Origin of the sequence: Paratractidigestivibacter sp., from assembly GCF_963660155.1 — a bacterium.
Lineage (GTDB): Bacteria > Actinomycetota > Coriobacteriia > Coriobacteriales > Atopobiaceae > Paratractidigestivibacter.
Window position 1 is genome coordinate 1 of the sequence record NZ_CAVKWG010000007.1, and the last position, 12,631, is coordinate 12,631.

Below are 12,631 nucleotides of genomic sequence, written 5' to 3' on the forward strand. Positions count from 1 at the left end.
CTTGCTGGTCGTGTAGTTGTGGGTGCCGGTCGTGGCATAGGGGTTGTACTGGCGGTAGAGCGGGGTGCCCTTGGCGTCGTCCGAGTACCATCCGACGCCCTCGTCGGTCCAGCCGGCCTTCACGCAGTCGTCGCGCTCCTTCTTGCTCGTGGTGTAATGGTGGTCGCCGCCGGGGACGTAGCTGTTGTAGAGACGGTAGACCGGCGTGGCCGAGCTCGACGGCGCCGTCCAGCCCACGCCCTCGTAGGTCCAGCCGACATTGACCAGGCCGTCCTTCTCGCTCGCGTCCGCCGTATAGAAGTGCTCGCCGGTGTACTTGTTGTACAGGCGGTGCATCGTCACCCCGGAGGAAAAATCGCTCCAGCCAGCCTTCCTATGCAGCGTTTTTACGAGTTCGGTGGCTTCAGCAGGAACTTTCAATACCGATCCATGGCGGTTGGGGATGCTGTAGGTTTTGCCATTGGAAATTCCCATGGTCGCAATGCGCTGCGTGCTGTGCCATCCGCCGGAAAGCGAGGTGGACATGGTAACGAAGTTGCCTGTGGTGCCGTCTGAGCTGCCGTACGGGTAGTCCTTCAACTTGTCGGTAACCATCAGGTAGGTGCCGTTGGCCTTGGTGAGGGAAGGGCCTTCGTAGCCGGTCACCACATCGGCGCACACGAGCCGCCATGCATCTTTACTACCAGCCTGTTTTAAATCTTTGATGCTATAAATCATGTTAGTGATTCCATCTTTTTTGATGGAAAGGTAATAGGTGCCGTTCTCCTTGTACAGCGACGGATCAAGCCAGTTGGTGCCCGAAGTCGGCAGATTGATTGACGTGAGCGCACCGTAGCTGAGCTTCGGCTGCGCACCCGGGTCGATTGTTTGGTCGGCGCCGGGAGCGAGGCCGTCAATGCGGCAAATGTACGGCGTCATCGTGTCTTTGTAATCTTGGCCGTGGAACATGCCAAAATAGCCAAGCGTCGTAACAAGCCAGACGGTTCCATTGTCGTCGGCGAATGCCTCGGTGCCGCAGGAGTCATACTGGCCGCCCGCATAAGTGCCTGCTGGGGTCGTCTTAGGTGCAAGGTTAGTCGCGCTTCCGCTGTTGGGAAAGCTCCAGTGCTCGAGGTCCTTCGAGCTGGCAAACATGGGGGTAAAGCGCCAGCCAAAACCGTCTTGATATTGGACATAGCCGCCAACTGCCCAGAAATTGCCGTCTTTGTAAAACAGACCGGGGTCATGAAGAGCATGGACGTAGTTTACGGGGTTTCCCCAAATATCGTAGGTACCGAGCACAGTGTCGTCTCCGCCGTCGGCGCAGGGGAAAGGCACGCTGATTTTGTGATATTCAATACCGTTGCAGGAAACGTAGAGGGTGTCGGACAGGTTGTTTTCGCTGTTCCAGAAAAGTCCGAGAATCATTTCCGGGTCTTGAGATTCATCGGCCAAAGCGGAGGCACAGTCCCGCTCCATGGCATCGTGTTCTTCGAAGTAAGAGAGGCCGGCGCCCTCCGCGTCGTCATCGGCGAGGGCCGCCGCGGGCGCGGCGAGGGTCATCGCGGCGGCTGCCGTCGCCGTGAGCATCGCTCTTCTCGTCATCTGCCTGGTCATCTACATACTCCTTTTCGCTGGGTTTAACAAAAACATCTTGACGGTACCCTCCTCCGAGTTTGCAGGTCAAGGCAGGTTTCGCAAACATCGGTAAGCGAATGCACGTCACGATTGCAAGCGAAAAATACACGCAAATAGCGTTGTCCGCCCCGCGTCCCGCCATCAGTCTCTCCTTCAAAGTTCGGAAGGCTTCCATACTATAAGGGCGGTTGGCGGCACCGGCGTAGCCGCCCATGCCGGTCACGGTAACGGCCGCCGTGACCGCGTTCGCTTTGTTCGCGTTCTTGACGTTGTAGCGGGTCGTACCCGAGAACGCCTTGCCGTCTAGCTTGATCGTGACCGACGGCGCCAGCGCCGAGCCCGTGTAGGTCTGTACGGCCATCGCCTCAGCGCCCGAGAAGTCGGCCCTTGCGGGCTTGGGCTCGGAGCCTTTCTGCGCGGTATAGGTAGCCGCGACGCAGCCGGGCGCCGCGTCGCCCGAGTAGGCCTTGCCGTCGACGGAGCTGAGCCAGCGGTCCCCGGGCAAGGAGGCCTGGCGCGAGCCGACGAAGCTGAATTTCTCGCCGGGGGGGCGACGGAGGTAAGGGAGTCGCAGCCCGAGAACATGTCGCCAAACCTGCCGGCCGAGATGACATCATTCGATAACGGCGGAGCGTAAAGCCGGACGGACGACAGCGAGGCAGACGACTACAGCGCCTCGCACCAGTCGGGCATCCCGCATCGCACGGGAGGCCGCGCATCAAATTCCAATGGATTTACCGCCGACGGGGCCCGAATGTCGATGATACGCATACAAACTTCGTCGAGTGCGCACCTTAATTTCGCAGTGGCCGAGTATAGCGGCAAAACGGAAACCGCGCGAGGTCGCTACCTGCGCAAACGTAATGCCAGTAACCGCATCTACCGGTCGCTGTCGAATTTAGGTGCGCACTCGACGAAGTTCGTGCCGCAGTGATGGTATTGGTTGCTGCGCTGGTGCAGGCGTTGCCCCGGCCTAAGGTGCGACCCCGCCCGGGGCCCGGAGGAAATTCGGGGCCGAGGGCGAGGCCGGGAGCGGGGGCGGAGGCGGGGCGGGGGGCTATCTTCACGCAAAGAGCTACAGGTCATGACTCGGCAGGCTTCCGAAGTTTGGAACCATATGGTTAGGTATTTTATTTCCTATTTGACCTGCGGATATAGGAATCTAAAGCAAAGTTCGGAAGGCTTCCGAAGTTTGGAAGCCTTCCGAACTACAAGGGTGGTGGCGGATAGGCGGAGGGTGGCCGGAGGCGGTTTACTTCACGCCGTACCAGGCGACGCCCTCGGCGCTCCAGCCGACGCTGACCAGGAAGTCGTTCTCGGCCTTGTCGGTCGTGTAGTTGTGGGTGCCGGTGGCGGCGTAGGGGTTGTACTGGCGGTAGAGCGGCGTGCCCTCAGCGTCGTCGGAGTACCAGCCGATTCCCTCGTAGGTCCAGCCATAAGCCTCGCAAAACATGACCTCGAACATATTGGTGGTGTAGTGGTGGTCGCCACCGGGGACGTACTTGTTGTAAAGGCGATAGACCGGCGTCGAGGACTTCGACGGGGCCGTCCAGCCCACGCCCTCGTACGTCCAGCCGATGTTGGCGAGATTGTCCTTCTCAGCCTTGTTCGCCGTGTAGAAGTGCTCGCCCGTGTACTTGTTGTACAGGCGATACATCGTCACCTTCCCGGCGGTGGGCTGGGTGGAGCCGGAGCTATCGCCGGAATCGCTACCGGAGTCGGATCCGCCCGAACCGGAGCCTGAGCTGCTGCCCGAGTCTCCCTTTGTGATCTTAAAAGTTACCTCAGCCGTCCCGGCATAGTTGCCCTTGCCGGTGATGGTCACCTTCGCGGTGCCGACGTTGACGTTGTTGGAATACGAGACGTCGTACTCGACGCCCCGCTTAAGAACGTATCCGTTCTCCTTAACGGTCGGCTCGGGAGTAAGGGGTTTGCCGGTATAGACCTGATCGGCAACCTTCACGGTCGCGTTGGAAATAGGGCACTGCGTGATCTTGAAGCTCTTCTCAGCCGAGCCCGTGTAGTTGCCCTTGCCGGTAACGACCACCCTCGCGGTGCCGACGTTGACGTTGTCGTAATAGGCGACGGTATAGTCCGTGTTTTTCTTGAGCTGCTTGTTACCCAAATAAACTGAGTCCAGCGCTTCAAGTGGTTCTCCCCAGTACTGCCTATCATAGGCAACAACTTTAGCCGAGCTCAGCGACGCGGGCTTGATCTCAAACGTGCCGTAAGCCTTGTCCGTATAGATGCCCTTGCCCGTGACAACCACGGTCGCGGTGCCCGCATTGATATTGTCATTAAAAGAGAGAGTGTAGTCCGTGCCTTCCTTAAGCGTCTTACCTGCGAGCTTAACGGTCGGAGTCGGCGTGAACTTGGTGCCGCTATAGGTGAAGCCAGAGTCGGGAACCGTAACGCTGGCATCAGTGATGCTTATCCGCTTGATTTCAAAGTGCGTCACCTTGGCACCAGAGTAATCTCCGGCACCATAGACGGTGAGCTCAGCCGTGCCAATATTGGTGTTGTTGTAGTAGTAGAGCGTGAAATCGGTGCCGTACTTGAGCGTAGTGCCGTTGAGCACAACAGTCGGAATCGGTGTAAGCGCAGTTCCGGTATAAGTCTGGTCTTCAACGGTCACGGTCGCGGAGGAAATCGGAATCTGGACCCTGAAGTTCTTGGTAACTTTGAAGCCACCGTATTTGGTCGTCGCAGTAATCGTTGCCGTGCCGACCGAGACAGCCTTGACAACGCCGTCGCTATCCACCGTGGCGACGCTCGGGTTAGATGAAGACCATTTGCAGGTGGACGCATCGGTGGGGGCGTATACGCGGGACCATCCAGGATTGGAAACGCCGAGCTGAAGCTCATAAGTGCCCCCGACGTTAATAGGCTCGGGGTCGCTCTGCGCCATGTTGCGATTGAACGCCGCTTTCCCGCCTTTGAACGGCACAGTGTCGTAGCTGACATCGACCGTGCGCGTCACAACTTGATCGCCGGCGCCCGCATAACCCCCGGCCGAAAGAGTACCGAAACACTGGACCCAATACGTAATAGAGCCGACCTTCGCACAGCCGATTCCCACCGACACGAACTTGGAGTTCAACATATTGGCCTTATGATACGCGCTGCTCATCCAATCGGTCGTAGCCCCCTCAGCCGTGGAATGGTTCACAAGAATGTTCTCACCGTAAGCAGAATTCCCACGCGGAAAGGCCGTGAAGCAACTCGTGCCGTCCGGCCTCGTGTGACTGAAGTTGACGGCACACTCAATGGCGCGCTGCATGGCGCACTCCTGGAGCTGTTTGTTCATCACGAGCTTGGCAACGCCTACGGACTCGCGCTTCTCGTTGGTAAGTTCAAGCTGCTTGGAAGCGAGGTCATAACGGAAAGTTGCCGTGATGGCCAGCTGGTCGTCGATGGTGGCGAGGGGCATGGCCTGCGACTCGTCGCCGCCGTCAGCGGAGGCGGCTCCCCCCATCAGAACCCCCGGCTCGATAGCCTCCATACCCTCGAGCACGCCTACCTCAGAGGCAAACGCCTGCGCAGGCGCGCCGAACGCGATGGCGAGGCAAACGCCGACGGCCGTCAGGATGGACGTCGCTTTACCCCTATAGGCATTCCTTCTCATGGCTATCCCCTTTCTGGACGCTTATTTGCAAGGTGCCTTTAAGTTTAGACCAGCCGGGTGAGCGACAGCGCCTGACGGTACCGCCTATCCAGTGAGAGCGGTACCGCGATTCCGGCGAGGACGGCACCGGGGGGCAACGTCGCTTGGCTCACGGACCTCGTCGGCAACGGGCATTCGCTCACGTCCCCGGAGAAGCTGTCGGTGGCGCTTCCGGCGCGACGGACGATTCGTCGGCGCCCTCGGCTGCGACACCTACGTTTCCGGCGCCATCGAAACCGGCGTTCTCGGCAAAAGCCGCGACCGGGGCCGCAGTGGCAACAAGCGCCGTGGCGGGCGTCAGTCCCACATCGATGGCAGGGAGCGCGACGGATATTCTTCACAGAGGTCTTCCGTTTGCCCAAATCAGACTGAACAGTTCCGGTATACCGCATCGCGCCTCATCGCCCTGCGCCCCTCGCTTGGCGCAGGCGGGCCCATGCACAAAACGCGGCCCCGGCGCATTTCTCGCGAGAAATGCGCCGGGGCCGCAGATACCGGAATCCCGACTAGCCTCGGCTCTTCCGTTACTTCAATCCGTACCAGGCAACGCCTTCCGCGTTCCAGCCGGCGTCCGTAAGGGTATCGATTTCGGCCTCGTTGGTGGTGTAGTGGTGGGTGCCCGTGGCCGCGTACGGGTTGTACGCGCGCAAGACCTCGACGTAGGTGGAGCCATCGGCCGGAGCCGAGTACCAACCGATGCCCTCGTACGTCCAGCCAGCCGCAATAAGGCTTTCCTTCTCGTCCTCGCTGGCGGTGAACATGTGGTCGCCACCCTCAACGTAGGAGTTGTACAGGCGGTAGACAGGGGTAACACCGGCATAGCTCTCCAGTGGCGCGGTCCAGCCAACGCCCTCGTTGTTCCAACCGGCCGCGACGCAATTCTCAACCTCAGCCGCATCCGAGGTGTAGAAGTGCTCGCCGGTATAGGGGTTGTACAGGCGATGCATCGTCTGTCCGACGCGCTTGACTCCGTCGACGCCGTCCTCGTCCACATACACGTAGTGCCCAAAATCATCCACGTTGTACGCCACAACCTTTAGCGAGTTGGAGTCGGCCTCGCCGATGTCAATGTCGTCCCACACAAAGACGCCGTCCTGGGTCTTGGTGCCCCAGCCACAGGACTCGCCGTTGAGGTAGAGCTCGACCCTGTCGCAGTTGGAGTACGCCTTGATCTGCTGCAGTGACTTTTTGCGCTCGATGTAGCGCTTGCTAGTGAGATGCACGAACTGGTCGTCCTCGTTCCACACAGCCTTGTAGTAGTAGAAGACGTCCTTCTTGGTGGTGTGGTCGAAGCAGAGCATGCCCTTGGTGTTGATGCCGGATAGCCCGCCCTCGTTGCGGTAGCACGAGAAGTCGAACATGTTCCAGGCGAAGGTCAGCGGAATGTCGTCGCGCGACTGGATGAACTTCCAATAGACCTCGTGGACGAAGGCCTCGCACTCCTCGGGCTGGTAAGCGGTACCGCCGTTATAGACGTCGTCGCCCAGCTCGGTGTGCTGGCCAATGGTGCCGCCGATGCCGTACTCGGTAAGCATCATTTGATCGACACCAAGAATCTCTTTGTAGGAATCGACGGCTTTGTTTAGCTGCCTAGTCAAGCTCTTGCGCCCCTCATCGGTATACAGATCGGCGCAATAAAGATTAAGCCCGGTAAGATCGATATCGCCGCTCCACTTAGACATTAGAGACGACGCCTCGCTCTTTTTATTGATTAACGCTTGCGCGCACATACGGCTGGAATCCTCGGAGCGAACAAGGTCAACCAGGCTCTCAACAAACGCGATAACTTCATCATCGGTCACATCGAAGTCTGACCCATATTGCTTAAAGCTATCGAGGTTACGGAGCTCGTTTTGGATGCCCCACATGACGATGCTGGGGTTGTTGTAATCCTGGCGAATCAACTCGGTCATCTGGCTTTTAACGGAAGCCTGGAACGACTCCGCCTTGGAGTAGATAAGGTAGAAGGGAATCTCAGCGTAAACGATGATGCCCTTCTGGTCGCACAGCTCGTAGAAGTAGTCGTCGTGCTGGTAGTGGGAGGCGCGCACGGCGTTGACGCCCATCTCGAGCATGGTCTCGACGTCCTGCTCGATCTCGTCGCTGGTCACGGCGAAGCCCTTACCCTCGCGGTCTTGGTGATAGCCCACGCCGTGGACCTCGAGCACCTCGCCGTTGAGGTAGGCCTTGCCGTCCTTGACCTCGAAGGTCCTCACGCCGAAGTTGTCGGTCTGGACGTCGAGCAGATTGCCGGTGGCATCGTAGAGCTTGACCTGGGTGGTGTACAGGTAGGGGTCGGCAGTCCCGTTCCAGAGGTGCACGCCCTCGATGGTCTGGGAAACCGTGAACTCCTGGTTGGTCTGGGAAGCGGCGACATTCACGTCCTCGGTAACCGTGGAGACCACGTTGCCGGCGGCGTCGAGAATGGAGGACTCGATCTTGAGCTCCTTAGCCTCGGCGTCCTGGTTGGTGATGTCGACCCTCGTGGACAGGGCCGCGTTGGCGCCGTCTACCTTGTAGTCGACGAAGATGCCGTTGGAGCCACTGTTCTCGGTGGAGATGTACTGGCCGGGCGTCACGATGAGCTCGACGTCGCGGTAGATACCCATGTACTGAATCCAGTCAACGTTGATCGGCGTCGAATCGATGTCGATGTTCGTGACCTTGGCCTCGAGGGTGATAGTCGTCTTGCCGGCGGCGACGGCAGACTTGATGGCATCGGTGAGGTCGAAATCAAAAGCGGAATAGCCACCCGTGTGCTCGCCGACCAGAAGGTCCGAAGCATTGCCGTTCTCGTCGACGGCACCGCCCTTCACGTAGAGCGAGAGGATCTTGTCCGCGGCCTCGAATTTGATATTGACGCAGCAATTCTCGACCTGCGAGATGTCGAGCTTCTTGGTGTAGGAGACCGTCTTGCGGCTCATGGTCGGGATGAACGACATCGTGGGGTGCGTGTAAGAGCAGTTGTGCGGCAGGGTGACGAGCCCGGACTCGCCGCCGTCGGGGAAGTTCCAGCCTGCAGCGCTGGTGTCCGCGCCCGCATCAAACCACCAATCGGAGTCGATGGTCTGGACGCTTCGGCCGGTACCGCTTTGCGGGGCGTTGACCGCCTCGGCCGGAAGCGTCGACTCGTCGACCGCACTATACGGCACGGCGTCCGAGAGCGACTGGGCAACGACGGCGCTGTTTACCTCGGCATCAGCGGTGGCCTCGATGTCGTCGGCGAGCTGTGCCGCGTCGGAGTTGATCTCCTCAGCGAGCGCTATACCCCCCCCCGACGGACATCGCGAGCGCAAGCGAGGCGGCCGCGGCCGCAAAGGCTCTACGTCTCATGAATGGATTCTCCCTTCCTAGACAGGACTGAAATATATCCATTCTACAGTCGATGATTTTGCCCTGAATAAACTATTAAGTCTATTTCGGCCAGCGACGGCGCCTGCGGCATCGAAGCCCACGCTGGCACTCCCCTCGCGCCGCCCGCAGCGGGTGACAAGTTCTGCGTGCTGCAGAAAACGACGGGTTCGCTGGCGGCGTAGTGACAGTCACCAATCGCAGGGTTGCTGCGCTGGCGGCGTCACAGGCCGTCGGTCAGAAACGGAACGTGCCGAAAAAACTCTTCACCTACCAAGTGTTTTAGAAACCAGAAGACTTGCGACCTGCGGTTTTATGGAGGAGGGCAGCAAAAAGACACGGTAGCTGAAGAGTCTTCACCGCCGGCACCGGTGCCGGCGGCAAGAAAATAGCGATTCCAGGCGAGCGGCCGCGCGCAAAAAACGCCGCCCGCGGGTGCGGACGGCGCCTGGCGTGCTTTATCCCAGCTCTCCCCTACTTGATCACGCGAACGCGGTAGATCGCGGGAATCGCCTTAAGCGCGGCGATGGTCACGTCGTCGAGGTGCTCGTCGGTGTCGAACATTGTGTAGGCGTTCTCGCCGGCGGACTCGTTGACCATGCGCTGGACGTTGGCGTTGTCGTGCGCGAGGATGGCCGTGATCTGGCCAATCATGTTGGGCACGTTGGCGTGCAAGCACGCAATGCGGCTCGCGGCGCGGGCCTTGCCCATCGAGCAGCTCGGGTAGTTGACGGAATGCGCGATGTTGCCGTTCTCCAGGTAGTCCTTGAGCTCGGAGATGGCCATGTCGGCGCAGTTGGCCTCGGCCTCGCCGGTGCCGGCGCCCGAGTGCGTGGTAATAAACGTATTGGGCATCTTGACCGTCTTGGGCGTGGCGAAGTCGCACGAGAACCACGAGAGGCGCCCGCCGCGCAGCGCGGCGTCCACGGCGTCCTCGTCGATGATCGTCTCACGCGCGTAGTTGATGAGAACGGCGCCCGGCTTCAGAAGCCCGAGCTGCTCCCCGGAGATCATGCCCACGGTGTCGGACTTTGACGGCACGTGCAGCGTAAGGTAGTCGCAGTTGCGGCACAGGTCCTCGAGCGTGCCCACGCGCTGCACCTCGCGAGAAAGGACCCATGCGTGCTCGACCGAGATGAACGGGTCGTAGCCGTAGACGTCCATGCCCAGCTCGACGCAGGCGTTCGCCACCTTGGAGCCGACGTTGCCCAAGCCCACGACGCCGATGCGCTTGCCCTTGAGCTCGTGGCCGACGAAGGCCTTCTTAGCCTTCTCGGCGTTGACCAGGATGTCGGGGTCGTCAGCGTGCCCGCGCACCCAGTCCATGGACTGCACGACGCCGCGGCTCGAGAGGATGAGCATCGCGATGACGATCTCCTTGACGGCATTGGAGTTCGCGCCCGGGGAGTTGAAGACGACGACGCCCTTCTTGGCGTACTCGTCGATGGGGATGTTGTTCACGCCGGCGCCGCAGCGGGCGATGGCGCGGATGGACTCGGGCAGCTCATAGCCGTGCAGCACGGTAGAGCGCATGAGGATGGCGTCGGCGTCTGCAGCCTCGGGCACGAAGTCGTAGCCCTCGCCGAACTCGACCTTACCGTCCTTGGTAATGTCGTCGATGATCTTGATGTGGCGCATGGTCTCTCCTATCGCAAAAGACATGTGAAGCTAAAAGAATAGCGCTCGCGAGGCCACCGGGCTTGCTCGCACACGAGTTGAAACAAGAAACCCGCGGCACGACCACGCCGTTTTCCTGTATGTTGTTCAAAACGTGCCCGTGGGCGCGTCGTTCACGCTCAGACGAAAAGAGGAACCAATGGATACCAACGAAATCGTCGAGAAGGTCGTTTCCGCTGTTCAGGAGGCCCCCGAGAAGGCTCAGGAGCTTATCGCGGACCCCGAGGGCGCCGTCAAGGCCATCATCGGCGACGTCGAGGGCTTCGATATTCACGAGGTCATCCAAGGCGTCATGTCCAAGGCCTCCGAGCTCGGCCTCGACTTCTCCCACGTCGACCTCTCCGCGCTCGACCTCTCCAAGCTCGACATCTCCAAGCTTGACCTCGGCGCCCTCAAGGACGCCGCCGGCAAGCTGAACGTCGACATCTCCAAGCTCGACCTCTCGGGCCTCGACTTCGGCAACGCCGTCTCCAGCCTGCTCGGCAACCTCGGCAGCATCTTCGGCAAGTAGCCGCCGACTGCCGCAGAAACACGTTGGCCGCGCTCCTTATGGGGCGCGGCTTTCTTTGCGAATATCCGCTCGGCGGGCTAGGCGCGCAGGGACGCGCTAGCCCAGCAGCATGCGGTCGTTGGAAAACTGCTCGCCGCTTGCCTCCTCGAACTTCTTGAGCAGGTCGGCGACGGTAAGCGCGCGCTTCTCCTCGCCGCAGACGTCGTAGATCACGCGGCCATCGGCCATCATAATCAGGCGATTGCCCAGGCGGATGGCGTCGGTCATGTTGTGCGTGACCATAAGCGCCGTCAGGTGGCGCTCGGCGATGATTTTCTCGGTGAGCTCGAGGACCTTGGCCGCGGTCTTGGGATCAAGTGCGGCCGTGTGCTCGTCCAGGAGCAGCAGCTTGGGGTCGGTGAGCGTGGCCATGAGCAACGTGAGCGCCTGGCGCTGGCCGCCGGAGAGCAGGCCCACCTTGGCGCCCATGCGCTCCTCCAGGCCAAGGCCCAAGGTGGCGAGAAGCGCGGGGTACTCCTCCTTCTCCTGCTTGGAGATGCCCCAGGCAAGGCCGCGCCTCTTGCCGCGGCGCTTTGCCAGCGCGAGGTTCTCGGCGATCTGCAGGTCTGCGGCCGTGCCGCGCATAGGGTCCTGGAAGACGCGGCCCAGGTACTTGGCGCGCTGGGCCTCGCTCATGCGCGAGATGTCCTGACCGTCGAGCTCGATGACGCCGGAGTCCAGCGGGTAGACGCCGGCGATCATATTGAGCAGCGTGGACTTGCCGGCGCCGTTGCCGCCGATGACGGTCACGAAGTCGCCGTCATTCAAGGTGAGGTCCACGCCCGTGAGAGCGCGCTTCTCGGTGACGGTGCCGGGGTTGAACGTCTTCTTGACGTGGCTGAGCTTCAGCATGCTACTCGTCTCCCCTCGTGTAGGACCTGCGCAGGCGGTGTTTCTCGATGACCACCGGGATACACAGCGCAAGCGCGACGATGATCGCGGAGAGCAGCTTCATGTCGTTGGCGTCCATGCCAAGCTGCAGCACGATGGCGCGGATGAGGAAGTAGACCACAGAGCCCACGATGGCGGCGGCAAGGCGGCTGCCGAACTTGGTCAGGCCGCCGGGCAGAAGGCGCCCGAGCACCTCGCCGATGACGATGGCGGCAAGGCCGATGACGATGGCGCCCGTGCCCATGCCGATGTCGGCGTACTTCTGGCTCTGGCAGATGAGGCCGCCGGAAAGGCCCACGAGGGCGTTGGCGATGATGAGCGCGAGCATCTTGGTGTTGTTGGTGTTCTGGCCAAGGGCGCGGATCATGTGCTCGTTGTTGCCGGTGGCGCGCAGGGCGCTGCCGATCTCGGTGCCGAAGAACCAGTACAGCACGCAGATGACGAGCACCACGAGAATCGCGCCCACGATGAGGGTGGCCGTGCTCTGCGGGATGCCCGTGAAGTCGGAGATCTTGGAGAAGATCGTGTCGCTCGTGAGCAGGGGCGTGTTGGACTTGCCCATGATGCGCAGGTTGATGGACCAGAGGCTGATCTGGGTCAGGATGCCGGCGAGAATGGCCGGTATCTCGAACACCGTGGTGAGGATGCCCGTGACGGCACCGGCGACGCCGCCGGCGAGCATGCCGACGACCGTGGCAAGCGCCGGGTCGACGCCATAGTTGACGACAAGCACCGCAACGGTGGCGCCGCCGAGCGCAAACGCGCCGTCGACCGTCATGTCGGGGATGTCCAGCAGCCTGAAGGTGATGTAGACGCCAAGAACGAGAAGGCCCCAGAGGATGCCCTGTGTGATGGCGCCTTGGAATGCAACGAGCATGTGA

At 60.8% G+C, this 12,631-nt stretch carries 8 protein-coding genes; 1 reads left to right on the forward strand and 7 read right to left on the reverse strand.

Annotated features, from left to right (window positions below):
• The 5 genes from U5709_RS00715 to U5709_RS00735 form a co-directional block, all read right to left on the reverse strand.
• Positions 1–1,596, reverse strand: a 1,596-nt coding sequence (locus U5709_RS00715; RefSeq protein ID WP_321972542.1) for a hypothetical protein, incomplete at its 3' end; no start/stop codon positions are given.
• The gene (locus U5709_RS00720) at positions 1,505–1,978 is read right to left on the reverse strand and encodes a hypothetical protein (RefSeq protein WP_321971805.1); all 474 of its coding nucleotides are present in this window, start codon (positions 1,976–1,978) and stop codon (positions 1,505–1,507) included. The genes U5709_RS00720 and U5709_RS00715, both read right to left, overlap by 92 nt.
• Positions 1,979–2,869: 891 nt before the next feature.
• Positions 2,870–5,242, reverse strand: coding sequence for a CAP domain-containing protein (locus U5709_RS00725; protein WP_321972543.1), 2,373 nt, complete (start codon positions 5,240–5,242; stop codon positions 2,870–2,872).
• A 563-nt stretch (positions 5,243–5,805) separates the two neighbouring features.
• Entirely contained in the window at positions 5,806–8,577 is a 2,772-nt protein-coding gene (locus tag U5709_RS00730; RefSeq protein ID WP_321972544.1) for a glycoside hydrolase family 2 TIM barrel-domain containing protein, read from the reverse strand.
• A 529-nt stretch (positions 8,578–9,106) separates the two neighbouring features.
• A complete protein-coding gene (locus U5709_RS00735; protein WP_321972369.1) occupies positions 9,107–10,270 on the reverse strand; it encodes a phosphoglycerate dehydrogenase in 1,164 nt (387 codons plus the stop codon).
• A 178-nt stretch (positions 10,271–10,448) separates the two neighbouring features.
• Between U5709_RS00735 and U5709_RS00740 the strand changes: the two genes are divergently transcribed.
• On the forward strand, positions 10,449–10,820 hold the full coding sequence (locus U5709_RS00740) for a hypothetical protein (RefSeq protein ID WP_321972368.1): 372 nt from the start codon (positions 10,449–10,451) through the stop codon (positions 10,818–10,820).
• 96 nt (positions 10,821–10,916) lie between these two features.
• Here U5709_RS00740 and U5709_RS00745 read toward each other — a convergent pair whose 3' ends face one another.
• Both U5709_RS00745 and U5709_RS00750 read right to left on the reverse strand, forming a co-directional pair.
• Positions 10,917–11,711 (reverse strand): ABC transporter ATP-binding protein, encoded by a 795-nt coding sequence (locus tag U5709_RS00745; RefSeq protein WP_321972545.1) that lies wholly within the window; start codon positions 11,709–11,711, stop codon positions 10,917–10,919.
• Position 11,712: 1 nt separating this feature from the next.
• Positions 11,713–12,627, reverse strand: a complete 915-nt coding sequence (locus U5709_RS00750; protein ID WP_321972546.1) for an ABC transporter permease subunit — start codon at positions 12,625–12,627, stop codon at positions 11,713–11,715.
• Positions 12,628–12,631: the final 4 nt, after the last annotated feature.